Genomic DNA, 24,777 nt, shown 5'->3' on the forward strand with positions numbered 1-24,777 from the left:
GATCTCGAGGTCGCGCTCGGCCAGCAGCTTCTTGAGGCGGGCGTTTTCCTGCTGCAGGGTGCGCAGCTGCTTCACATCCGCCGCCTCCAGTTGCCCGTAGCGCTTCCGCCACAGGTACAGGGTCTGCTCGCTGACGCCGTGCTTCCTGGCCACTTCCGCCACGGGGGATCGGTCGGCCTCCCGCAGGATCTTGACCATCTGCTCTTCGGTGAATCGGGACTTACGCATGGGCTCCTCGTCTTCGTCGGGAGCCATCCTCTCAACTTTCAACTGGACCGAAAATCGCCAGGCAGGTCAGTGGCACGCCGGCCGCTGTCTTACTCGGTGAGCCTGATGCTGGCCTTGCTGCGCAAGCGCCTGGCCGAGTTCGATGCGGGTGGCGGTGACACGCGCCTGGTGCTCGCGCGCGAGGACATCGCCGAGATGATGCGGGTGTTCCTGCCCGAGGGCCCCAACGAGGCCCGGCTGATGGACCAGGTGGACGCGACGATCACCAAAGTGGTGGATCTGGGCTTCCTGCGCCGGCTCAAGCCCGCGGCAGGCAGCGCGCAAGACCCGGGCCGCTATGAAGTGCGGCGCATTCTCAAGGCTTTTGTGGATGCGCAGTGGCTGGCCGACTTCGATGCGCGGCTGGAGGTTTACCGCACGGCGCTGTCGGGCGGCGCGGGTCTTGGTGCCCGTCAGGAGAAGGCCGATGCTTGAGGCACCGACGCTCGGGCTGGACTTCGTCGCCGACGACAGCCGGGTGGGCTTTCGGCTCGACCGGCTGGAGGTGCTCAACTGGGGCACCTTCGACCAGCGCGTCTGGCGGCTGGCGCTGGCCGGACGCAATGGCCTGCTGACCGGCGACATTGGCTCGGGCAAGTCTACGCTGGTGGATGCCATCACCACCCTGCTCGTGCCAGCACATCGCGTGGCCTACAACAAGGCCGCCGGGGCGGATGCGCGCGAGCGCTCCTTGCGCTCTTACGTGCTCGGCCACTACAAGAGCGAGCGCAACGAGGTGACCGGCACGGCCAAGCCTGTGGCGCTGCGCGATGCGTCGAGCTACTCGGTCATCCTCGGCGTCTTCCGCAATGAGGGCTACGATCAGGCCGTGACGCTGGCCCAGGTGTTCTGGCTGAAGGACCCGCAGGGCCAGCCGGCGCGCCTGTTCGTGACCGCCGAGCGGGCGCTGGCCATCGCCGAGGACTTCAGCGGCTTCGGCAGCGACATCGGCGCCCTGCGCAAGAAGCTGCGCGGCGCCGGCTGCGAGCTGTTCGACAGCTTCCCGCCCTATGGCGCCTGGTTCCGCCGACGCTTCGGCATCGAGCATGAACAGGCCCTTGAACTGTTCCACCAGACCGTCTCGATGAAGTCGGTGGGCAATCTCACCGACTTCGTGCGCAGCCACATGCTGGAGCCCTTCGACTCGGGGCAACGCATCGAGGCGCTGATCCGCCATTTCGACGATCTGGACCGGGCGCATCAGGCGGTGCTCAAAGCCAAGCGGCAGGTGGAGATGCTCACGCCCTTGATCGAGGATGGCCATCGTCATCAGTCGCTGGCCGCCGAGATTCAGGGCTTGCGGGAGGCGCGCGATCAGCTGCGACCGTATTTCGCCAAGCTCAAGGGCGAGCTGCTGGACCGCCGCCTTGACCTGCTGGCGCAGGATGCAACCAGGCTGGATGCGCAGATCGAGCGTCTCGACGCACAGCGCGAAGCCGAGCGCATCGAGGTCGGCCGTCTGGAACGCGCCCTGCGCGACAACGGCGGCGATCGCCTGGAGGAACTGGCAGCAGAGATTCGCCGTCTTGAGCAGGACAAGACGCAACGCAAGCAACGCGCCGACCGCTATCGCGACTTGCTGACGCGCATCGACGAGACGGCGCCGGGGGATGAAGCCGGCTTCCTCGCTCAACAGCAAAGCATTGCCCAGCGTGCCGAAGACTTGCGCGAGCGCATCGCCGACTTGGACAACCGCGAGCGCGAGGAGGACTTCGCGTTTCGCAAGGGCCGCGAAGAGCACGCGGCCTTGTCCGACGAGATCGACAGTCTCCAGCGTCGCAAGAGCAACATCGACGCCGCCCAAGCTCGCATTCGCGAGGCGTTGTGCGCGGCGTTGGGCATCGGCGAGGACGAGCTGCCTTTCGCGGGCGAACTTATCCAGGTGCGTGACGACCAGCGCGATTGGGAAGGCGCCGCCGAGCGGCTGCTGCGCGGCTTTGGTCTTGCTCTGCTGGTGCCGGACGCGCACTACCAGGCCGTGGCGGACTGGGTGGACCGCCAACATCTCGGCGCCCGACTGGTGTACTTCCATGTACGGCAAAGGAAGGGGGCGCAAGGCGGGATGCTGCATCCGCAGTCGCTGGTGAGAAAGCTCCAAATCAAGCCGGACTCGCCGCTCTACGAGTGGCTGGAGCAGGAACTCAAAAACCGCTTTGACTTCGCCTGCTGCGACACCGGCGAGCAGTTCCGCCGCGAGGGCCGCGCCATCACGCGCGCAGGGCAAATCAAGGACCCGAGCGGTCGCCACGAGAAGGACGACCGCAGCCGGATCGACGACCGCAGCCGCTACGTGCTCGGCTGGAGCAACGCCGACAAGCTGCGGGCCTTGCGTGACCAGCGGGAGCGTCTGGAGGCAAGGCTCGCCACACTTGGGCAGCGCCTGGGCGAGATCCAGCAAGCGCGCAACGAGCTGCGGGGGCGGCTGGAGGCACTGAGCAAGCTGGAAGAGTTCACGCGCTTTGCCGAAATAGACTGGATGAGCCCGGCGCGCCAGATCGCGCTGCTCGCCGAGGAGCGCGTGCGGCTTGAAGCCGCATCCAACACGCTGCAAGAGCTGGGGCACCAGCTCAAAGCGGCGCAAGGCCGGCTCGCGGAAACGGAACGCAAGCGCGACGAGGCCCGAGACAAACGCGCTGAGGTCGCAACCAAGCATGCGACGGCGCAGGAACTGCGGAATCAGACGGTCCACATTTGGAACGACTCGCCGCTGACGGAGGAGCAGATCGAGCACCTGGATGGATATCGTTCGAAGGCGCTGGGCGAGCATCAGCTGTCGGTGGAGTCCTGCGACAACCGCGAACAGGAGGTGCGCAAGTGGCTGCAGGATCGCATCGACGCGGAGGACAAGCGCCTGGCCCGTCTGACCGAGCGCATCGTCAATGCCATGCGCGGCTTCAAGGAGGCGTTCAAGGCGGAGACCGTCGAGATGGACGTAAGCCTGGCGGCGCTGCCGGAGTACGAGCGGATGCTCACCGGCTTGAAGAACGACGACCTGCCGCGCTTCGAGGCGCGCTTCAAGGAGCTGCTTAACGTCAACACGATCAACGAGATCGCCAACTTCAACGCCCAGCTCGCCCGCGAGCGCGAGACGATCAAGGAGCGCGTCGATTTCATCAACCAGTCGCTCCAAACCATCGACTACAACCCCGGCCGGTACATCAAGCTGGTGGCGCTGCCCAGCCCGGATGCGGAGATCCGCGACTTCCAGCAGGACTTGCGCGCGTGCACCGAGGGCGCGATGACGGGCTCGGCCGACGAACAGTATTCGGAAGCCAAATTCCTGCAGGTCAAGGCGATCATTGATCGCTTCCGGGGCCGTGAAGGGCTGGCGGATGCCGACCGGCGCTGGACCGCCAAGGTCACCGACGTGCGCAACTGGTTTTTGTTCTCGGCCAGCGAGCGCTGGCGCGCTGATGGTGCCGAGCATGAGCACTACTCGGACTCAGGAGGCAAGTCGGGCGGCCAGAAGGAGAAGCTGGCCTACACCGTGCTGGCCGCGAGCCTGGCCTACCAGTTCGGGCTGGAGTGGGGCGCGGTGCGCTCGCGCTCCTTCCGCTTCGTCGTCATTGACGAAGCTTTCGGGCGCGGCTCGGACGAGTCGGCGCAGTACGGGCTGCGCCTGTTTCAGCAGCTCAACCTGCAGCTGTTGATCGTCACGCCGCTGCAGAAGATCCACATCATCGAGCCCTTCGTGGCCAGCGTGGGTTTCGTGCACAACGAGGGCGGGCGCGACTCGCGGCTGCGCTGCCTGTCGATCGAGGAGTACCGGGCGCAGAAAGCGGCAGATACCGTGGACGGGATGGCCGAATCCCAAGCCGCCGGAGACGGCGCGGCGCTATGAGCTGGACCACGCCTGCCGATCTGCGCGCCCAGGTCCAACGCTTGTGGGATCGGGGCGACTTGCTGCGCGCGGCGGTGACGGACACCGTTTTGTGGCCGCTGCGCCTGAATCTGAAAATCCCGTCGTCTGCCGACCTGTCCGACCGCTTCGAGGCCGTGCGAGAGTGGGTGTGCACCATCGCCAATACCCCTCAGGTTCGAATCGAATGGCGCGAGTGGAACCACCGCGTCCAAGGGACGCAGCGGCTTCCTGTGGCCGTCTGGCTCGACACCCTGCAGGACGCCTTGGCCTTCATCGGCAAGGCACGCCAGGCACAGCGGTTCGAGGCCGTGTGGCAGCAGACGGCCGCCACCCAGCCCGTGTTGCTGGCCTGGTTGTCTCGGCGGCCGCTGCAGGCGCTGGCCTTGGCCGACCGCTGGGAGCGTCTGCTGGCCGTCGTCGCATGGCTGCAGGCCCATCCTCGACCGGGCGTGTACCTGCGCCAGGTTGACGTGCCCGGCGTGGACAGCAAGTTCATCGAGGGCCACCGAGGCGTCTTGGCCGAGTTGCTGGACCTGGCTCTGCCACCCGAAGTCATCGAGCTTGACGCGACCGGCGTCGCGCAGTTCGCGCGCCGATTTGGCTTCCTCGACAAGCCCGTCCGGATTCGGTTTCGTCTGCTCGACCCATCGCTGCCCAGCCTTCCGGGCTACCTATCCTCACCGCAGAGCCTGCCCGACATCACGCTGGACGCCGCGAACTTCGCGGCGTTGACGCTACCGGCCCGGCGCGTCTTCATCACCGAGAACGAGACCAACTTCCTCGCCTTCCCGCCAGCGGCGGACGCCATCGCCGTCTTCGGCGCGGGCTACGGTTGGGAGGCGCTGGCGCGCGCCTCGTGGCTGCATCGATGCGAGTTGCACTACTGGGGCGACATCGACACCCACGGCTTCGCCATCCTCGACCATCTGCGAGGTTACTTTCCGCACGCGGCGTCCTTCCTCATGGACCGTGAGACTCTCCTTGCCCACCGCCTGCACTGGGGCGAGGAGCCCGACCCTGCGCGCCACGACCTGGCGCGTCTCACGGCCGAGGAGACGGCGGTCTATGACGACCTCCGATTCGATCGCCACCAGCCCCGGCTGCGTCTGGAGCAGGAGCGGGTGGGGTTTGGCTGGTTGTGCGATCGACTGGCCTGTCTCCCCTCGGGAGCCCCCGTGGCCCCGCTCCCTCGCTCGTAAGCTCGGGAGCCGCTTTTCCGCTGGCTAAACTACCCGCCACCAATCACCAGGGCCCGGAAAGTCTCCGGGCCCTTTTTCTTGCCTGAAATCCCCACACCACGCGGGGCTCCGGCGACCCGCCCTGCGGGTGGCCAGCTGCCGAACCGCCCGAAATCGGACGGCCTGAATGGCTGGATCACCCGCTGAAGGGGGATTGGGCCGACCACCGCGAATGTCATATCGGCGGCGATTTCCTGCTCATTTACCGCCTGGATGGCAACACCATCATCTTCGTGCGGACGGGCACGCACTCTGAATTGTTCGAGGAGTGAGATGTGGCACGGGCGATCGAGGGCTCGTGACCCGGTCAGGCATCGAACCGCGCCACCACCTCCCGCTGCGCCACCCAGTCGGTCGGCAGCGGGTTGCGCTGGAACCACGGCAGGCTCATGCAGCGCGGCTGCTTGCCCGCCTGAAACCGCCCTGCCCCGCTATACTTTGCTGGCTCTTGCTCGCGGCGGGAGAAGCGGTGGCGGCGGGTCCGGCCCGACGCCAGTGCTGCCGAAGGCGCAACGCCCGTAATCGCTCAGGCCCCTGTACCGTCGCGCGCGAGCAACTCTGGAGAGACCGGTTCGATCCGGCGCCGAAGGTGCACGCGAAGCGCTCCACCGGCTTCGCAAACTCTCAGGCAGAAGGACAGAGGGGCGAGCAGGGAATTCGAGTGGCGTAGCCATGAGCCTGCGAGCGCCCAGCGTGATGCAGCACGCTGGGCCGGAACGAGCAGGGAATTCGAGTGGCGTAGCCACGAGCCTGCGAGCGCCCGGCGTGATGCAGCACGCTGGGCCGGAACGGGCGGGGTCCCGCTGTGCGAGCAGCGGGCCCCGCGAGCCCCGCCGCGCCGGCCGGCGCGGCGGTCCGAAGCCATCTGCGCCCTCCCGCGGGAGGGTCGCGGAAAGACCCACCGCCCTCACCTCCAGACACCCGCCATGACCACGCCCTCGCTTCGCGACCTCGAGCACCACGATGCCTTCCTCGAGCGTCACATCGGCCCCAACGAGGCCGAAATCGCCCACATGCTCGAGGTGATCGGCCAGCCCTCGCTGGAAGCCATGACCGAGGCCATCGTACCGGCCTCGATCCGCTCCACCACCCCGCTCTCCCTGCCGGCGCCGCTCACCGAGACCGAGGCCCTGGCCCGGCTGCGAACCATCGCGGCCAGGAACCAGGTGTTCAGGAGTTTCATCGGCCAGGGCTACTACGGCACCCATACGCCGAACGTCATCCTGCGCAACATCCTCGAGAACCCGGCCTGGTACACCGCCTACACGCCCTACCAGGCGGAGATCTCGCAGGGCCGGATGGAGGCGCTGATCAACTTCCAGACCCTCTGCGCCGAACTCACCGGCATGGAGATCGCCAATGCCTCGCTGCTCGACGAGGCCACCGCGGCTGCCGAGGCCATGACCCTGGCGAAACGTTCGGCGAAGTCGAAGTCGGTGCGCTTCCTGGTGGAGGGCGACACCCATCCGCAGACCATCGCCCTGCTGCGCACCCGCGCCGAGCCGCTCGGCATCGAGGTCGAGGTGCTGGGTGATGGCGCAGACTTCCGCGCCCGGCTGGCCGCCGGCGATTACTTCGGGGCGCTGGTGCAGTACCCGGCCTCCTCGGGCCGGATCACCGACTGGAGTGCGGAAGCCGCCACCATCCACGGCCACGGCGCCCTGCTCGTGGTCGCCACCGACCTGCTCGCGCTCACCCTGCTGAAGCCGCCGGGCGAATGGGGGGCCGACATCGTGGTCGGCAACAGCCAGCGCTTCGGCGTGCCCTTCGGCTTCGGCGGCCCGCATGCCGCCTTCATGGCCTGCAAGGACGCTTTCAAGCGCTCGATGCCGGGGCGGCTGATCGGGGTCTCGATCGACGCCGAGGGCAACCCGGCCTACCGCCTCACCCTGCAGACCCGCGAACAGCACATCCGCCGCGAGAAGGCCACTTCCAACATCTGCACCGCGCAGGTGCTGCTGGCGGTGATGGCCTCGATGTATGCCGTCTACCACGGTCCGGAGGGCCTGAAGCGCATCGCCACCCGGGTGGCGCGGCTCACCGCCATCCTCGCCGAGGGCCTGCGCCTGCTCGGGGTGGTGAGCGTGCATGACAGTGCCTTCGATACCCTCAAGTTCGCCGTGGGCGAGGCGCGCGGCCGCATCCTCGAGCGCGCCCGCGCCCGGCACGTCAATCTGCGCTGCTACGAGGACGGCGCGCTCGGCGTTTCGCTGGACGAGACCACCACCCGCGAGGACCTGCTGCTGCTCTGGGAGATCTTCGCCCCCGAGGGCGCGTCCCTGCCCACGGTGGAGGCCCTCGATGCCAGCGCCCCTTCGCTGATCCCCGAGGCCCTGCGCCGCGAATCGCGCTTCCTGCAGCACCCGGTGTTCAACACCCACCACAGCGAACACGAGATGCTGCGCTACATGCGCTCGCTGGCCGACAAGGACCTGGCGCTGGACCGCACCATGATCCCGCTGGGCAGCTGCACCATGAAGCTCAATGCCACGGCGGAGATGATTCCGGTCACCTGGCCGGAGTTCGCCAACATCCACCCGCTGGCCCCGGCCGAGCAGGTGGAGGGCTACCGCCAGCTGATCACCGAGCTGGAGCAGATGCTGGTGGAATGCACCGGCTACGATGCGGTGAGCCTGCAGCCGAATTCCGGCGCCCAGGGCGAGTACGCCGGCCTGCTCGCCATCCGCGCCTACCACCGCAGCCGTGGCGAGGGGCACCGCAACATCTGCCTGATCCCGGAATCGGCGCACGGCACCAACCCGGCCTCGGCGCAGATGGTGGGCATGGAGGTGGTGGTGGTGGCCTGCGACAGGGACGGCAACGTCGATGTCGCCGACCTGCGCGCCAAGGCCGAGAAGCATTCGGCGAACCTCGCCGCGCTGATGGTCACCTACCCTTCCACGCACGGCGTGTTCGAGGAGGCCATCGTCGAAATCTGCGAGATCGTCCACGCCCACGGCGGGCAGGTGTATACCGACGGCGCCAACATGAACGCGCTGGTCGGGCTTGCCAAGCCCGGCAAGTGGGGCTCGGACGTCTCCCACCTCAACCTGCACAAGACCTTCTGCATCCCGCATGGCGGCGGCGGACCGGGCGTCGGCCCCTGCGCGGTGAAGGCCCATCTCGCTCCCTTCCTGCCGGGCGTCCTCACCCGCGACGGCCTGCGCACCGGCGGCGTGGGCGAAGGCCCGATGGTCTCGGCGGCCAGCTTCGGCTCGGCCAGCATCCTGCCGATCAGCTGGATGTACATCACCCTGATGGGCGCCGAGGGCCTGCGCCGCGCCACCCAGGTGGCCCTGCTCAATGCCAACTACGTGGCCAAGCGCCTGGAACCGCACTTCCCCACCCTCTACAGCGGCCGCAATGGCCTGGTGGCGCACGAGTGCATCCTCGATCTGCGGCCGATCAAGGAGGCCACCGGCATCAGCGCCGAGGACGTGGCCAAGCGCCTGATCGACTTCGGCTTCCATGCCCCCACCCTGAGCTTCCCGGTGGCCGGCACGCTGATGGTGGAGCCCACCGAGTCCGAATCGCTGCATGAGCTCGACCGCTTCATCGACGCCATGATCGAGATCCGCGAGGAGATCCGGGCGGTGGAGGACGGCCGCCTCGACCGCGAGGACAACCCGCTCAAGCGCGCCCCGCACACGGCGATGGTGGTCTCGGCCAGCGAGTGGCCCCGCAGCTACCCGCGCGAGCTGGCGGCCTTCCCGCTGCCCGCGCTGCGGCAGCAGAAGTACTGGCCGCCGGTGGCCCGGGTCGACAATGTCTACGGCGACCGCAACGTGATGTGCGCCTGCATCCCGGTCGAGGCCTTCAAGGAGCCCGCCCCGGCTGCCGGCTGAAAGCCCCCGCCCGCTGCCCGCCCGGCACCGGCCGGGCGGGCGCGGAAGCGTGCGCCATTCACCGTTTCCGAACGCCCCCGGGGCGTAGGCTGGTGCCGTTCCCTGCGGGAGTCCGGCCATGGCCATCAACGGTCTTTCCTCCACCATTCCCCAGTCCGGCATCGCCGTGGCCCTGCAGCGCCTCGACGCTGCCGCCAGCAATACCGCGAACCGCCAGACCGAAGGCTTCCAGCGCCTGCGGGTGGAGCAGTCCGAGGCCCTGGGGGGCGGGGTGCAGGCCCGTACCGTGCGCAGTTCCGAGGCCAATGACAGCCTCGGCGCCGCGGTGCGCGATGCCCTGGACGCCCGCGCCGCCGCCCGCGAGGTAGAGGCCAATGCCGCGGTGTTCCGTGCCCGCGAGGATGCCCTGGGCAGCCTGTTCGACGCGCGCGCCTGAATCGTCCCCCGGCGTTCGGCTTCTCAGTCGCTGCCGCCGTAGGGGGCGGTGAGGGGTAGGCGCAGCTCGAAGCGGGTGCCCGCGCCCGGGCGGCTGTCGACGCGGATGCGACCGCCGAGCAGCTGGGTGACGAGGTTGTAGACGATGTGCAGGCCAAGCCCGGTGCCGCCGCGGCCCATGCGGGTGGTGAAGAAAGGTTCGAAGATACGCCGGCGAGTGGCTTCGTCCATCCCCACGCCATCGTCCTCGAAGCTCAGCACGAGTTCGCTGGCCGCCCCCTCGCCCTCCAGGCGCGACTGGATGCGCAGGACGCCCGGCCGGTCCTCGGGGAAGGCATGCAGCGCGGCATTGTTCACCATATTGCCGACGATCTGGCCGATCGCCCCGGGGTAGCTGTCGAGCTCGATGCCGGGCTGCAGGTCGGTCTCCACCCGCCAGGCGCGGCCGCGCAGGCTGGGCGAGAGCATGCTCAGGGCCTCGCGCAGCACCACGGCCAGTTCGAAGCGGCGACGCTTGCTGCTGGAGCGGTCCACCGCCACCTGTTTGAAGCCGGAGACCAGCTCATGGGCCCGGGCCACGCTGCGCACCACGAGCTCGCTGCCCTCGCGCAGGGCCTCGAGGAAGGCCTCGAGCTCGCTGCGCCGCAGCTGCCCCGCGGCCAGGGCCTCGCGCCAGTGCTGGGCCTGGTCCTTGAGGGTGGAGCTCGCCATCAGCGCATTGCCGAGCGGGGTGTTCAGCTCGTGTGCCACGCCGGCCACCAGCTGCCCGAGCGAGGCCATCTTCTCCGATTCGACGAGCTGCCGCTGCGCCTCCCGCAGCTCGACCAAGGCCGCCTCGGCGGCGTCGCGGGCCTGTACCAGTTCCCCGGTGCGCGCTGCCACCAGGGCCTCCAGCTCGCGCGAGCGGCGGGCGGCCCGCCCCACCCGCCACTGCACCAGGACGTAGAGCAGCAGGCCGCCGCCCGCCAGCAGCAGCACGAGGAAGGGACCGGTCTGCCAGTAGGCCGGCGCCACCTCGATGGGCAGTTCCAGGAGCTGCGGACTCCACTCGCCCACCCGGTTGCTGCCCTGCACGCGCAGGGTGTAGCGCCCGGGCCAGAGATTGCCGTAGGCGGCCACCCGCTGGTCGGCCCCGGTCTCGATCCAGTCCTCGTCCCGGCCCTCCAGCCGGTAGCGGTAGCGCAGCGACTCGGGCTCGGAATAGTCGAGGGCGGCGAACTCCACCGCGAAGCGATGCCGCCCCGGGGGAATGCGCAGGCCGGCCGCCTCGCGCGGCAGGGGCTGGCCATCCAGCTCGATGCCGGTGGCCACCACCCGTGGCAGGTAACGCCAGGCCGGAAACTGCAGGGTGTCGACCAGCACCAGCCCGGTGCTGCTGCCGAGCACCAGCTGGCCATCCTCGAGCAGGCTGGCCGAGCCCCAGACCTGGTTCGCCACGTCGATGCCATCGGCCGGCCCCAGCACCTGCAGATGGCCGTTGCGCCGGTCGTAGCGCACCCGCCCGGTCCAGGCCACGCCATCGCGGTCCACCACCAGCTGCTCGCCGAGGCCCTGGGGCACCCGGTCGGCATCGACCATACGCTCGAAACGGCCGCCGCCGCGCTGCACCTCCATCCGGTACAGGCCATCGCGGGCCAGCATCCACAACCCGCCCCGCGGCCCCACCCGCAGCATCAGCACCCCGGAGCGCTCGGCGGCGCGGGCGCCCTCCGTCCCCGCCTCCTGCGTCGGCGGCCATTCGCGCAGGCCGCCGCCTTCCGGGGGCTGCCACCACAGGCCCATCGGCGTGCCCACCCAGAGCCCGCCACGTGGATGCTCGGCCACCGACCACACCAGCTCGGCGAAGGGCTGGCCATCGGCCCGCGCCAGGGGCGGGTCGCTGCGCCCCGAGGCATCGACCCGGCGCAGGCCGCGTTCCAGCCCCACCCACAGCCCGCCGGCCAGGGCTGGCGCCAGGGTGCGGATGCGCTGCTCCTCCCAGCCACCGCTCACCGGCTGGAAGACGGCCTCGCCATCGGCCGAGCGCCACAGCCCGCCCTCCTGCACCCCGGCCCAGACCGCGCCATCGGCGGTGCGCAGCAGGGCCCGCACCGTGCCATCGGCCAGGCCCTCGGCCACCGGAAAGGAGCGCGTCACCCGCAGGCGCTCGAGATCGATCTCGTCGATGCCGAAGGCGCCGGAGCCCACCCACAGGCGCCGACCCGGCAGCTCCACGCTGCTCATCACCGTGGGATGGCGCAGGCCGCCCTCGCCCCCGGCCGGCAGCCAGCGCAGCGCGCCGAGGCTGGCCGGCAGGCGCTGCAGGCCCCCGCCCCAGGTCGAGATCCACAGCTGCCCTGCGCGGTCGCGCAGCAGCGACTGCACGCGGTCGGTGGCCAGGCTGCCCACCTGCCCCGGCGCCTGCCGCAGGCGCAGGCGCAGGCGCAGATCGTTGCCGTCGCGCACCTCCAGCCCGCCGCCGAAGGTGGAGAGCCAGACTTCGCCCGGCACCCGCTCGGCGAAGCCATCCACCCAGGGATGGGCCACCCCCCCGGGCTGGTGCACCGGGGGCAGGAAACGGACGACGCCGGTCGAGGGCTCCAGCACGGCGGCGCCATCGGCCTGGGTCCCGATCCAGATCCGGCCGTCGCTGGCCTCGAACAGGGCGTAGACGTAGCGCCCGGCGAGCGCCGCGATGCTCTCGGCCTCGGCACGGCCGGCGCGCTTGCGCATGAGCCCGCCGCGGTGGCCCAGCCAGAGATCGCCCCGGCGGTCGATGCGCAGGCTGCGAACCGCCTGCCCGGGCAGGAGCTGCAACCCGGCATCGACCTCGCCCGAGGGCAGCAGGCGCCGCAGGCCCTCGCGGGCATCGCCCACCCAGAGACTGCCATCGAAATCCTCGGCCAGGGCGAGCGGGGTCAGGCCGAGGCCCGGCCCCCCGGCCGCATCGCGGCCCACCGGGCTGAAGCGGCCGGTGACCGGTTCACGCACCCACAGGCCATGGCCCTGCAGGCCCACCCACAGGCGGCCATCGCGGGCGGCCAGCAGCGACTGCACGAAGGCCCGCGGCAGGCCGGCCCCGCCCTCCGGGCGCAGGCGCAGGCCATCGAAGGCCAGCAGGCCATTGGTGGACCCCACCCAGAGCCGGCCCTCGGCATCCTCGGCGAGTGCGGTGACGATGCCGTTCGGCACCGCCCGCGCATCGGCCAGGGTCTGGACCGGCGGCGGCGCACCGACGAAGGCGGCAAGGCCCGGGCAGGCCAGCAGGCAGGCCAGGGCGGGCGCGAACCAGGCCCCGGCGCCAAAGCACCTGTCGCCTCCACGGCCCCGGGACCGCTCGTCCGGCATTCCCCGCTCCCCGCGCCTGCCATGGCGCCCCCGCGATCATGGCAGAGCCCGGGCACCGCCGCAGCACGGGGAGGTGAAGCCCCGTCAGACGCCCCGGACCCTCAGGCGTAGGGATCGCGCAGGATGATGGTCGATTCGCGGCCCGGGCCGGTGGAGACGATGGCCAGCGGGCAGCCGGCCAGCTCCTCCAGCGCCCGGAGATAGGCGCGGGCCGCCGGCGGCAGCTTCTCCCACTCGGTGATGCCGGCGGTGCTCTCCTTCCAGCCGGGGAACTCGAGGTAGACCGGCGTGCACTCCTCCCAGCCCGCGGCATCGAGTGGCGCGTACTCGGTGCGCTTGCCGCGGTACTCGTAGGCGATGCAGATCTTCAGCTTCTCCATCCCGTCGAGGATGTCGAGCTTGGTGATGCAAAGACCGGTGATGCCGTTGATGGCCACCGCGCGCTTCAGCGCCACGATGTCCATCCAGCCGCAGCGGCGCGGACGGCCGGTGGTGGCGCCGTACTCCTGGCCGCGGTCGCGGATGCCCTGCCCGATCTCGTCATCGAGCTCGGTCGGGAACGGGCCGCCGCCCACGCGGGTGGCATAGGCCTTGGCGATGCCGAGCACGTAGTCGATGGCATCGGCGCCCACGCCGGTGCCGGCGAGCGCGCCGCCCACCGTGGTGTTCGAGGAGGTGACGTAGGGATAGGTGCCATGGTCGATGTCGAGCAGCGAGCCTTGCGCGCCCTCGAACATCACCCGCTTCCCCTGCCTGCGCAGCTCGTGGAGGATGCCGGCCACATCGGCCTTCATCGGATCGACATAGGCGCCGAAGGCCAGGGCCTCGTCCAGCGTCTTCTGGTAGTCCACCGGCTCGACGCCGAGGTACTTCGTGAGCACGAAGTTGTGGTAGTCCAGCGTGCCACGCAGCTTCTCGGCCAGCTCCTGCGGATAGGCGAGATCGGCCACGCGGATGCCACGGCGCGCCACCTTGTCCTCGTAAGCGGGGCCGATGCCACGGCCGGTGGTGCCGATGGCCTTGCCGCCGGCGGCCTTCTCGCGGGCCTGATCGAGCGTGATGTGGTAGGGCATGATCAGCGGTGTGGCCGGGCTGATCTTGAGCCGCGGGCGCACTTCGACCCCGGCCGCCTCGAGCTGGCCGATCTCCTTCTGCAGGGCCGCGGGCGAGAGCACCACGCCGTTGCCGATCAGGCAGAGCACCCCTTCGCGCAGGATGCCCGAGGGGATCAGGTGCAGCACCGTCTTGTTGCCGTTGATGACCAGGGTGTGGCCGGCGTTGTGCCCGCCCTGGAAGCGCACCACCGCACCGATGTCCTCGGTGAGCAGATCGACGATCTTGCCCTTGCCCTCATCGCCCCACTGGGCGCCCAACACGACAACCGACTGACCCACGGCCGAGCCCTCGAAAAGTGGAAAAGACAAAAGCCGGAGCGCTGTCGCGCCCCGGCTTTGCGAAATTATCCCTGCTTTCGCCCGCCCCCGCCAGCCCCGGCGGCGGCCGGCCTCAGCGGCGGGACTTCTCGAGGTACTGCAGGAACTCGGAGTCCGGGTCCAGCACCAGGGTGGTGCGGCCATCGGCCAGCGACTCGCGGTAGGCCTCGAGGCTGCGGTGGAAGGCGTAGAACTCCGGGTCCTTGCCGTAGGCCGCGGCATAGATCTCGGCGGCCCGGGCGTCGCCCTCGCCGCGCAGGCGGGCGGCCTCGCGCTCGGCATTGGCGAGGATCACCTGCTTTTGCTTGTCGGCCTCGGCGCGGATCTTCTCGGCGAGTTCCTGGCCCTCGGCGCGGGTGCGGGTGGCCACCTCGTTGCGGTTGGCGCGCATGCGGTTGTACACCCGCTCCAGCACCGACTCGCCCCCGGCCACGCCGTCGTCCGGCAGGTCGATGCGCTTGATCCGCACGTCGACCACGCGAATGCCGAGGGTCCTGGCGCCGTTGTTGATGCCCTCGATCAGGTTCACCGTCTCGCTGCGGCGCCCGGCCTCGGCCAGCTGGCGCAGGGTGCTGCGGTTGATCAGGTTGCGCAGGGCGTTCTCGACGATCGGCGAGAGCCGGGTGATGGCCTGGTCCTCGATGCCACCGCCGGCGGCGCGGTAGTACTGCGCCACGTCCTCGATGCGCCAGGCCACGAAGTAGTCGACCTGCACGTCCTGCTGCTCGGAGGTGAGGTAGCGCTTGTCCTCGGCCTTGAGCGTGAGGATGCGGCGGTCGAAGGTGCGCACGTTGTCGATCAGCGGCACCTTGAAGCGCAGGCCAGGCTGCACGTCGCTGCGCACCACCTCGCCGAAGCGCAGCACGATGGCGGTCTCCGACTGCTGCACGGTGAACACCGAGCCCATCAGCAGCAGCAGGGCGAGCGCGAGGCCGACGAGGAGATTGGGAAGCTGGCGCATCATGGTCTCAGCGGGCTCCTTCGCGGGTACGGGCATTGCTGCGCGACGGCGGCGGCGCCGACTCGACGGCGGCGGCCTGCACCGCCGGGCGCACCAGGGGCGCCGGCGGCTGCGGCTGCGGCGCCGGGGCCTCGCTTCCCGGCAACTGCAGCAGCAGGGTGTTGCCGCCGGCGGCGGCCAGCACGCGCGGGTTCTCCGCCAGCACCTGCTGCACGGTCTCGAGGTAGAGGCGCTTCCTCGTCACATCGGGGGCCTTGCGGTACTCGGCAAGCAGCAGCTCGAAGCGCTGCGCCTCGCCCTCGGCCCGCGCCACCACCGCCTCGCGGTAGCCGTTGGCGGCGGCCACGGTGCGGGCGGCCTGGCCGCGGGCCTGGGGAACGATCTCGCCTTCGTAGGCCTTGGCGTCGTTCTGGAAGCGCTGGGCATCCTGCTCGGCGGCGATCACGTCGTCGAAGGAGGGCTTCACCGGCGCCGGCGGGGCGGCGATGGGCAGGCCGAGCGAGGTGACGGTCAGGCCGGTGTTGAAGTTGTCGAGGGCGGCCTGCACCGCCTCCTGCACCCCCGGGGTCAGGGTGTCGCGACGGTTGAGCGCGGTATCGAGGTCGGCATTGCCGATCGCCTCGCGCACCGCGCTCTCGGTGATCTGGCGGATCAGGTCGCGCGGGTCGCGGGTGCCGAAGAGGAAATCCTTCGGCTCGGTGATCTGGAACTGCACGTTGTAGCCAATCTCGACCAGGTTCTCATCGCGGGTGAGCACCAGCATCTGGTCGGAGGTGGCGGCCACTTCCTGCGCCTGCACCACCACCACCCGCTCGATCGGTCGCGGCAGCTTGAAGTTCGCGCCCGGCTCCATCATCCGGCTGAACTCGCCGAAGCGCAGCACCACGCCGCGCTCGCGGGCATCGATCATCTTGAAGGAATCGAACACCAGCCAGACGAGCAGCAGGCCGGCCACCAGTGGCAGCGGATTGAAGGCCTCGGACGGACGGCCACCACCGCCGCCGCCGAACATGCCGCGCAGACGGGCGACGAAGGCCTGCACCTCGCGGTTGGGGTCCTTGCCGCGCCAGGGATCGTTGTTGCGGTTTCCGGGTTGGTTCCAGGCCATGGGGGCTCCGTGCAGACGCCGGCCGGGGCCGCGTCGGTGAAAGGGCGATTCTAGGGAGGGGCGCCCTGCGCAACAAGCAAGAGCGGGTGAAGCGGCTGCCCTTCCGGCATGGCGGCAAGCCGTTCCGCCACCGTCCGCTCCATCCTGATACGCAGCGTCCAGCCGGCCTCGTCGTGGTGCTCCGCCAGTACCGCGCCGAGCGCATGCAGGCGCGCCCGCAGACGCCCGTCGCCATGGCCGAGCAGCACGGTGCCTTCCAGCAGCGCGCGGGCGAAGCGCCGCCCCAGGGCTTCACGCAGCAGGTCGAGGCCGCGGCCATCGCGCGCCGAGAGCCAGACTTGGGCCGCATCGCCCTCGCGCAGCTCGACGCGCGGCACGAGGCCTTCGATGCGGTCGATCTTGTTGTACACCCGCCACTGCGGCAGCCCGCCGGCGCCGATCTCGGCGAGTACGGTCTCCACCGCGGCGATGCGCGCCTCGCGCTCGGGATCGGCGGCATCCACCACGTGCAGCAGCAGATCGGCCTCGCGGGCTTCGGCGAGGGTCGAGCGGAAGGCCGCCACCAGCTCATGCGGCAGGTCGCGCACGAAGCCGACGGTGTCGGAGAGCAGCAGTGGACCGCAGGCCAGGCCCTCCACCCGCCGCACGGTCGGATCGAGGGTGGCGAAGAGCTGGTCGGCGGCATACACCGCGCCGCCGGTGAGGGCGTTGAACAGGGTGGACTTCCCGGCATTGGTGTAGCCCACCAGCGCCACCCGCGGCACGGCGTTCCGCACCCGCGCGCGGCGCATCTGCGCCTGCTGCACCTCGATGCGCGAAAGCCGCTTCTGCAGGGCGTCGATGCGGGCGCGGATCAGCCGGCGGTCGGTCTCCAGCGCGGTCTCGCCGGGGCCGCGCAGGCCGATGGCGCCGCCGCGCTGGGAATCGAGCGACTTGCCCCGGCCGACGAGGCGCGTGGCCTGGTGCTTCAACTGCGCCAGTTCCACCTGCAGCTTGCCTTCGGCGCTGGCAGCACGCAGAGCGAAGATGTCGAGGATCAGGCCCACGCGGTCGACCACGCGGCGTCCGAGCGCATCGCCGAGGTTGCGCTCCTGCACCGGGCTGAGCGCGGCGTTCACCAGCACGAGATCGATGCCGGCGGCCTCGCAGGCATCCTTCAGCTCCTCGACCTTGCCGCTGCCAAGGTAATGGCTGGCGCTGGGCCGCTCGAGCCGGGCCTCGACGAGGGCCACCACCTCGGCGCCGGCGGAGCGGGCCAGCTCGGCGAACTCCTCGGGCAGCGCCGGATCGCGCTGCCCCGGGGCCTGCGGCTGCACCAGCAGGGCGCGGGTCGGCGCGGCGCTCACGCCTCGCGCTCGTCGCCCTCGCCTGCCGCGTCCCCGGCGGCGTCGGTCGTGCCAGGCTGCCCACCGCCCGGGCCCAGGCGCACATTGCGCGAGGGCACCACGGTGGAGATGGCGTGCTTGTAGACCATCTGGCTCACGGTGTTCCTGAGCAGCACCACGAACTGGTCGAAGCTCTCGATGGTGCCCTGCAGCTTGATGCCATTGACAAGATAGATGGACACCGGGATGCGCTCGCGGCGCAGGGCGTTGAGGAAGGGGTCTTGCAGGCTCTGGCCTTTCGACATGGGGTGTCCGGCGTGGTTGTTCTTCTCGGGACGCGCATCCTAGCGCCCGCCGAGGAAGGCCGCCATCGCGCGGTCCAGCGCCGCGCGCTCCTCGATCGGATCGAACCACAGCGCGCCTGGCTCGCCACGCAGCCAGGTGAGCTGCCGCTTGGCGAGGTGGCGGGTGGCGGCCACGCCCTCCTCGAAGAAGGTGGCGGCATCGGTCTCGCCGGCGAGATGCCGCCAGGCCTGGCGGTAGCCCACCGCGCGCATGGCCGGCAGGTCCGGATGCAGGCGCGGATCGGCCATCAGCCCGCGCACTTCGTCGAGGAAGCCCTGCGCCAGCATCTGCCGGAAACGGGCCTCGATCCGGGCATGCAGCAGCCCGCGGTCGCGCGGTGCCAGCACCAGCCGCAGCACCCGGAACGGGAACACGCGGCGCGGCGCGGCGCGTGCCTGCCAGACGCTGATCGGCACGCCGCTCAGGCGGAATACCTCGAGGGCGCGCAGGATGCGCTGGGTATCCCCAGGCTTGATCCGCGCCGCGGCTTCGGGATCGACGGCCGCCAGCTCGGCATGCAGGGCCGGCAGGCCACGGGCCGCCAGTTCGGCCTGCAGGGCGGCACGCATCGCCGGCTCGGATTCCGGCAGTTCGGAAAGCCCCTCCAGCAGGGCGCGGAAGTACAGCCCGGTGCCGCCCACCAGCAGCGGCACCCGGCCACGGGCGGCGAGCGCCTGCATCACCGGCAGGGCATCGCGGGCGAAATCGGCCGCCGAATAGGGTTCGTGCGGCTCACGAAGATCGATCAGATGATGCGGGGCGCGGCGCAGGGTGGCGGCATCCGGCTTGGCGCTGCCGATGTCGAGGCGGCGGTACACGAGTGCCGAATCGACGCTCACGATCTCGCTGCCCAGGCGCTCGGCCCAGTCCACCGCGAAGGCAGTCTTGCCGGAGGCCGTTGGCCCCATCACCGCCACGGCGAGCGGACGCCGGTCGGCGCGGGGATCATCGGGGGGGGCAAGGGGCGGCAGCATGGGCGCGCAGCATACCCGCCCGCGGTGGCCCCGCCGCGCCGCATTGAAGCCCCGGGGCCGCGGGCGTAGATTGCTGGAAGCACGCCACACCCTGCCCCCGGAGCCGCCATGTCGCGCCTCAAGGCCTTCGGTTTCCTGCTGGTGTTCCTGGTGCCCGCCACCCTGCCGGCCGCGGCCTGGCTGGCCGGGAACGGGTTGCCGCCGGCGCTGGCGGGCTGGTTCCCGCTGTTCGCCCTGTTCGTGCTGCTGCCCCTCCTCGACTATGCCCTCGGCCACGACAGCGCCAATGTGCCGCCCGCGCTCGAGGCCCGGCTGGCCCGTGCCCGCTGGTTCCGTGGGCTCACCCTGGCGGCCCTGCCGGTGCACCTCGGCGTGCTGGCCTGGAGCGGCTGGTGGTTCAGCAGCACTGACCTGGGCGTGGTGGGGGCCGCGGGCTGGCTGCTCTCGCAGGGGGTGGTCGGCGGCGTGCTGGCCATCAACACCGCGCACGAACTGATTCATAAAGACAGCCGCCTCGAGCAGGCGGTGGGCGGCCTGCTGCTCGCCTCGGTGGGCTATCACGGTTTCAAGGTCGAACACCTGCGCGGCCACCACGTGCACGTCTCCACCCCCGAGGACGCCTCGAGCGCGCGCTACGGCCAGGGCCTGTGGCATTTCCTGCCCCGCGCCCTGCTGCGCAACACCCGGAACGCCTGGCGGCTGGAAGCAGAGCGCCTGCGCCGGCTCGGCCTGCCGGCCCTGCACTGGCGCAACGAGCTCATCGGCTGGACGCTCGTCTGGCTCGCCATGGCCGCCGGCATGACGGCCTGGCTCGGGCCGGCGGGGCTCGGCTTCTTCCTGCTGCAAGGGCTGTTCGCCGCCAGTTCGCTGGAGGTCATCAACTACATCGAGCACTACGGGCTGGAACGCCGGCGCCTGCCGGACGGGCGCTACGAGCGCACCACCCACCTGCACAGCTGGAACTCGGACTACCGGCTCTCCAACCTGATGCTGTTCCAGCTGCAGCGGCACAGCGACCACCACGCCTTCCCGAAGCGGCCCTACGCCATCCTTCGCCACCACGCCGACAGCCCGCAGCTGCCGGGCGGCTATGCGGCCATGTTCGTGCTGGCCCTGGTGCCGCCGCTGTGGTTCCGGGTGATCCATCCGCGGCTCGCCGCCTTCCGCGGCGGCTGAGGCCGGGCTTTCAGTCTTCGTCCGGCCAGCGGACCGAGGGCGTGGCTGGCCTGCCGCGCGGCACCGGCACGGCGGCCACCGTCGTCCAGACCTTGAGGGCATCCACGGTCTCGGCCACGTCGTGCACGCGCACGATGGCGGCGCCCTGCTGCACCGCGATGAGGTGCGCCGCCACCGAGGCAGCGAGCCGGCCATCGACCTCGCGGCCGGTGAGCTCGCCCAGGCTGCGCTTGCGCGAAAGCCCGGCGAGTACCGGCACCCCGAGTTCGGTGAAGCGCCGCAGCTGCGCCAGGAGCGCCAGGTTGTGTTCGAGGGTCTTGCCGAAGCCGAAGCCCGGATCGATGACGATCCGGCGCCGGTCGATGCCGGCCATCTCGCAGGCGAACACGCGCTCGGCGAGGAAGCGGTGCACTTCGCCCACCACGTCCTCGTAGTGCGGGGCCTGCTGCATCGAGCGCGGCTCGCCCTGCATGTGCATCAGCACCACGGCGGCCCTGCTTTCCGCCAGCGCTTCCAGGGCGCCGGGCGCGCGCAGGGCCATCACGTCGTTCACCATGCCGGCGCCGGCCGAGAGGGCCGCCCGCATCACGGCGGGCTTGCGGGTATCGATGCTGATCGGGACGGATGTTCGGGCCGCCAGGGCCTCGACCACCGGGATGACGCGCGCCAGCTCCTCGGCTTCGTCCACCGGCGCCGCCCCGGGCCGGGTGGACTCCCCCCCGATGTCGAGCAGGTCGGCGCCCGCCTCGACCAGCCGCAGGCCATGCGCCACCGCCGCCTCGAGGCCGGCATAGCGGCCGCCATCGGAAAAGGAATCGGGCGTGACATTGACGATGCCCATCACCCGCGGACGGTCGAGCGGCAGGAGGCGCTCGCCGCAGGCGAGCACGGGCGTGGCATCGAGACTGAACATCGCGGCGCGGAAACTTTCAGTCGGAGACGCGGTTGATGAGGACGATGCCGGCGACGGTCATCGGCAGGCCCATGGCCAGCCCGGCCCAGACCAGCAGGGAGGGCTTGCCCGACCAGGCATTCAGGGCCGAAACCACCAGGGTCGCGGCCCCGCTGCCGAGCATGCCTCCACCGATGGCGCCCAGAAGGCGCCGGCGCCTCGAGGCGAGGCGCTGCGGGCAGCGGGCCGGATCGGGCTGGCTCACGCCTGCGGGGCAGCCGGGCCGATCGGCGCCCCGGCCGGCGGCTCCTCGCCATCCGGGGCCGGGGAACTGCCACCGGTCTTGCCCCAGTCGGCCGGCGGGCCGGGGCGACGGCCCTCCATGATGGCGTCGATCTGCTGCGCGTCGATGGTCTCGTAAGTCAGCAGCGCCTCGGCCATCAGGTGCAGCTTGTCCATGTTGTCCTTGAGGATCTGGGTGGTGCGGGCATAGGCCCTGTCGAGGATGCCGCGCACCACCTCGTCGATGCGCCGCGCCGTCTCGTCGGAGACGTTCTTGGTCTGCGCGACGGTGCGGCCAAGGAACACCTCGCCCTCGTCCTCGGCATAGGCGATCGGACCGAGTTCGTCGGAGAGCCCCCACTTGGTGACCATGTTGCGGGCCATCTTGGTGGCACGCTCGATGTCGTTGCTGGCCCCGGTGGTGACCTTGTCGGCGCCGAAGATCAGCTCTTCTGCCACGCGCCCGCCGTAGAGCGAGCAGAGCATCGACTCGATCTGGGTGCGGTTGTGGCTGTAGCGGTCGCCTTCCGGGAGGTACATGGTCACGCCGAGCGCGCGGCCACGCGGGATGATGGTGACCTTGTAGACCGGGTCGTGCTCGGGCACCAGGCGGCCAACGATGGCGTGGCCAGCCTCGTGATAGGCGGTGAGGCGCTTCTCCTCCTCGCTCATCGCCATCGAGCGGCGCTCGGCACCCATCAGGATCTTGTCGCGGGCCTTGTCGAAGTGCTCCATGCGCACCAGCTTGGCGTTCTCGCGGGCGGCGAACAGCGCCGCCTCGTTCACGAGGTTGGCGAGATCGGCGCCAGAGAAGCCCGGCGTGCCGCGGGCGATGGTCATCGGCACCACGTCGTCGGCGAGCGGCACCTTGCGCATGTGCACCTTGAGGATCTGCTCGCGGCCTTTCACGTCGGGCAGGCCCACCACCACCTGGCGGTCGAAGCGGCCCGGGCGCAGCAGGGCCGGGTCGAGCACGTCGGGGCGGTTGGTGGCGGCGATCACGATCACGCCCTCGCCGCCCTCGAAACCGTCCATCTCCACCAGCATCTGGTTGAGGGTCTGCTCGCGCTCGTCATGGCCGCCGCCGAGGCCGGCGCCGCGATGGCGGCCCACGGCGTCGATCTCGTCGATGAAGATGATGCAGGGGGCGTGCTTCTTCGCCGTCTCGAACATGTCACGCACGCGGCTGGCGCCCACGCCGACGAACATCTCGACGAAATCCGAGCCGGAGATGCTGAAAAACGGCACCTTGGCCTCGCCGGCGATGGCACGGGCCAGCAGGGTCTTGCCGGTGCCCGGCGGCCCCACCATCAGCACGCCGCGCGGGATCTTGCCGCCGAGCTTCTGGAACTTGCCGGGGTCGCGCAGGAACTCCACCAGCTCGGCCACCTCCTCCTTGGCCTCGTCGCAGCCGGCGACGTCGGCGAAGGTGACCTTGATCTGATCCTCGCTCATCAGCTTGGCCTTGGAACGGCCGAAGCTCATCGCCCCGCGGCCGCCGCCCTGCTGCATCTGGCGCATGAAGTAGATCCATACGCCGACCAGCAGCAGCACCGGCAGGAGGCTGATGAACAGCGAACCCCAGATGCTGTCGGAAGGCAGGGCCTGGTTCACCACCACGCCATTGTCGAGCAGGGTGTCGTTGAGCCGGTCGTCGCGCGGGTTGCCGGTGACGAGGGTGCTGCCATCCTTGCGGGTGGCATTGATGCGCAGCCCGTTGGGCGCGATGTCCACCTTCTGGATGCGCCCGGCCTTCACCTCTTCGATGAAGTCGTTGTAGCTGACCTCGCGGGTGCCGCCGGGGCCACCGGAGAAGTTCTGGAACACCATCGTCAGCACGATGGCGACGACGAGCCAGAGAAGCAGGTTGCGGGCGAGGTCGTTCATTTCACAGGTCCTTCGCGCCTGGCCGTGGCCAGCGCATACACCTCGGCCGAGCGTTTCCGCGAGGCCTCGGGCTTGCGGATCACCACGCGCCCGAAACGGGCCCGCAGCTGCCGCAGGTAATCGTCGAAGCCCGTCCCCATGAACAGCTTGATGAGGAAGGCTCCGCCGGGCTTGAGGTGGCCATCGACGAACTCCAGCGCCAGCTCGGCCAGATGCATCGCCCGCGCCTGGTCGGCGACGGCCACGCCACTCATGTTGGGGGCCATGTCGGAAAGCACAAGGTCCACCGGGGCTCCCGCCAGGAGGGCGTCGAGTCGGGACAGTGTTTCGGCTTCCCTGAAATCACCGTGAAGGAAATCCACGCCGGCGATCGGCGGCATCTCGAGGATGTCGAGCGCCACCACCCGCCCGCTGTCGCCGAGCCGCTTGCGCGCCAGCTGCGACCAGCCGCCCGGGGCGGCCCCGAGGTCGACGATGGTCATGCCGGGCTTCAGCAACTGGTCACGTTCGAGCAGTTCCTCGAGCTTGTAGGCGGCCCGCGAGCGCAGGCCCTCGGCCTGCGCCTTCTTCACGAAAGGGTCGCTGAAGTGCTCGCGGAGCCAGCGCTGGCTGCTCTTGCTGCGGGGCATGGGGAAACGGAGAAGACGGGAGCCCATGATACCCTGCGCACCCGCAACGGCCGCTGGCCGGATGTCCTGCATTCCCGAGGTTCTGCCATGTCCCCTGCCCTCAGCTCCGCCCAGGCCCGCTACCTGCGCGGTCTCGCCCACGCACTCAGGCCGGTGGTGCTCGTCGGCGGCAAGGGAGTGACCGAGGCGCTGGTGGCCGAGACCGCGGCGGCGCTCGAGATCCACGAGCTCATCAAGGTGAAGGTGGCCGCCGAGGACCGCGAGACCCGCGATGCCATGATCGCCGCCCTGGCCGAAGGTACCGGCGCGGCGCTGGTGCAGCGCATCGGCAACATCGCGGTGCTGTACCGTGCCCGGGCCGAGAAGCCGCTGATCGCCCTGCCCCGCTGAGCCCCGGCATGCCCCTGGCCCAGGAACTCCCGGACTTCCGCTACGTGCCGCGCGGCGTCGATGCCGAGGGCCGGGTCACCCTGAACGAGCGCTGCTTCTCGGCGAGCTTCCTCGTTTCTGCCGAGGTGCTGGTGGAGCACTGGCGGCCGCGCCGGGTGGCCGAGCTGGTTCCCGAAGACCTCGAGCCCGCCTTCGCGCTCGCCCCCGCGGTGCTGCTGCTCGGCACCGGGACCCGCCACGCCTTCCCGGCGCCCGCCGTGCTGGCCGCGGCGCTCACCCGCGGCATCGGCCTCGAGGCCATGGACAACGCCGCCGCGGCCCGCACCTTCGCCGTGCTGGCCGGCGAAGGCCGGCGGGTGGTGGCGGCCTTCCTGATCGACGCCGGCTGAAAGGCGCCGGGC

General features: G+C 70.3%; 20 protein-coding genes, 1 pseudogene and 1 riboswitch. Of the genes and pseudogenes, 9 read left to right on the plus strand and 12 right to left on the minus strand.

The window, feature by feature from the left end; genetic code table 11:
- The coding region (locus tag G408_RS0104090; RefSeq protein WP_037412314.1) for a transposase at positions 1–228 on the minus strand (228 nt) is incomplete at its 3' end.
- A gap of 69 nt (positions 229–297) precedes the next feature.
- On the opposite strand from G408_RS0104090, the gene G408_RS15230 reads away from it, so the two are divergent.
- From G408_RS15230 to G408_RS0104120, 6 genes and pseudogenes are all read left to right on the plus strand, one after another.
- On the plus strand, positions 298–702 hold the full coding sequence (locus G408_RS15230; protein ID WP_281168679.1) for a DUF4194 domain-containing protein: 405 nt from the start codon (positions 298–300) through the stop codon (positions 700–702).
- Positions 695–4,108, plus strand: a complete 3,414-nt coding sequence (locus G408_RS0104100) for an ATP-binding protein (RefSeq protein ID WP_028770058.1) — start codon at positions 695–697, stop codon at positions 4,106–4,108. Before G408_RS15230 ends, G408_RS0104100 begins: the two co-directional genes overlap by 8 nt.
- Positions 4,105–5,328 carry a DUF3322 domain-containing protein gene (locus G408_RS0104105; RefSeq protein ID WP_028770059.1) on the plus strand — a complete coding sequence of 408 codons (1,224 nt, stop codon included), beginning with the start codon at positions 4,105–4,107 and terminating at the stop codon, positions 5,326–5,328. Before G408_RS0104100 ends, G408_RS0104105 begins: the two co-directional genes overlap by 4 nt.
- A gap of 149 nt (positions 5,329–5,477) precedes the next feature.
- A pseudogene (locus tag G408_RS15030) lies at positions 5,478–5,639 on the plus strand (type II toxin-antitoxin system YafQ family toxin); the annotation flags it as partial.
- Positions 5,640–5,915: 276 nt separating this feature from the next.
- Positions 5,916–6,017, plus strand: a riboswitch (glycine riboswitch).
- A gap of 276 nt (positions 6,018–6,293) precedes the next feature.
- The gene (gene gcvP / locus G408_RS0104115) at positions 6,294–9,212 is read left to right on the plus strand and encodes an aminomethyl-transferring glycine dehydrogenase (RefSeq protein ID WP_028770060.1); all 2,919 of its coding nucleotides are present in this window, start codon (positions 6,294–6,296) and stop codon (positions 9,210–9,212) included.
- A gap of 118 nt (positions 9,213–9,330) precedes the next feature.
- The gene (locus tag G408_RS0104120) at positions 9,331–9,648 is read left to right on the plus strand and encodes a hypothetical protein (protein ID WP_028770061.1); all 318 of its coding nucleotides are present in this window, start codon (positions 9,331–9,333) and stop codon (positions 9,646–9,648) included.
- A gap of 23 nt (positions 9,649–9,671) precedes the next feature.
- Here G408_RS0104120 and G408_RS0104125 read toward each other — a convergent pair whose 3' ends face one another.
- The 7 genes from G408_RS0104125 to miaA form a co-directional block, all read right to left on the minus strand.
- The gene (locus tag G408_RS0104125) at positions 9,672–12,974 is read right to left on the minus strand and encodes a sensor histidine kinase (RefSeq protein WP_028770062.1); all 3,303 of its coding nucleotides are present in this window, start codon (positions 12,972–12,974) and stop codon (positions 9,672–9,674) included.
- A 101-nt stretch (positions 12,975–13,075) separates the two neighbouring features.
- Entirely contained in the window at positions 13,076–14,368 is a 1,293-nt protein-coding gene (locus tag G408_RS0104130) for an adenylosuccinate synthase (RefSeq protein WP_028770063.1), read from the minus strand.
- A 112-nt stretch (positions 14,369–14,480) separates the two neighbouring features.
- Complete coding sequence (gene hflC / locus G408_RS0104135; RefSeq protein ID WP_028770064.1) at positions 14,481–15,368, minus strand: protease modulator HflC; 888 nt, start codon at positions 15,366–15,368, stop codon at positions 14,481–14,483.
- 7 nt (positions 15,369–15,375) lie between these two features.
- Positions 15,376–16,476, minus strand: coding sequence for an FtsH protease activity modulator HflK (hflK, locus tag G408_RS0104140; RefSeq protein WP_028770065.1), 1,101 nt, complete (start codon positions 16,474–16,476; stop codon positions 15,376–15,378).
- A gap of 50 nt (positions 16,477–16,526) precedes the next feature.
- Entirely contained in the window at positions 16,527–17,822 is a 1,296-nt protein-coding gene (hflX, locus tag G408_RS0104145) for a GTPase HflX (protein WP_028770066.1), read from the minus strand.
- Entirely contained in the window at positions 17,819–18,106 is a 288-nt protein-coding gene (gene hfq / locus G408_RS0104150; RefSeq protein WP_028770067.1) for an RNA chaperone Hfq, read from the minus strand. Before hfq ends, hflX begins: the two co-directional genes overlap by 4 nt.
- A 39-nt stretch (positions 18,107–18,145) precedes the next feature.
- Entirely contained in the window at positions 18,146–19,120 is a 975-nt protein-coding gene (gene miaA, locus G408_RS0104155) for a tRNA (adenosine(37)-N6)-dimethylallyltransferase MiaA (RefSeq protein WP_051282607.1), read from the minus strand.
- A 108-nt stretch (positions 19,121–19,228) separates the two neighbouring features.
- Here miaA and G408_RS0104160 point away from each other — a divergent pair, with 108 nt between their 5' ends.
- Positions 19,229–20,296, plus strand: a complete 1,068-nt coding sequence (locus G408_RS0104160; protein ID WP_028770069.1) for an alkane 1-monooxygenase — start codon at positions 19,229–19,231, stop codon at positions 20,294–20,296.
- Positions 20,297–20,306: 10 nt separating this feature from the next.
- Here the strand turns inward: G408_RS0104160 and folP are convergent, their stop codons facing one another.
- Genes folP through rlmE form a run of 4 tightly spaced genes read right to left on the minus strand, consistent with a single transcriptional unit; the run spans position 20,307 to position 23,986 of the window.
- Complete coding sequence (folP, locus tag G408_RS0104165; protein WP_028770070.1) at positions 20,307–21,209, minus strand: dihydropteroate synthase; 903 nt, start codon at positions 21,207–21,209, stop codon at positions 20,307–20,309.
- Positions 21,210–21,225: 16 nt separating this feature from the next.
- Entirely contained in the window at positions 21,226–21,453 is a 228-nt protein-coding gene (locus G408_RS0104170; RefSeq protein ID WP_028770071.1) for a hypothetical protein, read from the minus strand.
- On the minus strand, positions 21,450–23,357 hold the full coding sequence (ftsH, locus tag G408_RS13095) for an ATP-dependent zinc metalloprotease FtsH (RefSeq protein ID WP_084628059.1): 1,908 nt from the start codon (positions 23,355–23,357) through the stop codon (positions 21,450–21,452). The genes G408_RS0104170 and ftsH overlap by 4 nt, the downstream gene beginning before the upstream one ends.
- A complete protein-coding gene (gene rlmE / locus G408_RS0104180) occupies positions 23,354–23,986 on the minus strand; it encodes a 23S rRNA (uridine(2552)-2'-O)-methyltransferase RlmE (RefSeq protein WP_028770072.1) in 633 nt (210 codons plus the stop codon). Before rlmE ends, ftsH begins: the two co-directional genes overlap by 4 nt.
- 87 nt (positions 23,987–24,073) lie before the next feature.
- Here rlmE and yhbY point away from each other — a divergent pair, with 87 nt between their 5' ends.
- On the plus strand, positions 24,074–24,376 hold the full coding sequence (gene yhbY / locus G408_RS0104185) for a ribosome assembly RNA-binding protein YhbY (protein WP_028770073.1): 303 nt from the start codon (positions 24,074–24,076) through the stop codon (positions 24,374–24,376).
- Between the two features lie 8 nt (positions 24,377–24,384).
- Positions 24,385–24,765, plus strand: coding sequence for an Mth938-like domain-containing protein (locus tag G408_RS0104190; RefSeq protein ID WP_028770074.1), 381 nt, complete (start codon positions 24,385–24,387; stop codon positions 24,763–24,765).
- Positions 24,766–24,777 lie beyond the last annotated feature (12 nt).

The sequence above is a fragment of the Silanimonas lenta DSM 16282 genome, from assembly GCF_000429065.1.
GTDB lineage: Bacteria > Pseudomonadota > Gammaproteobacteria > Xanthomonadales > Xanthomonadaceae > Silanimonas > Silanimonas lenta.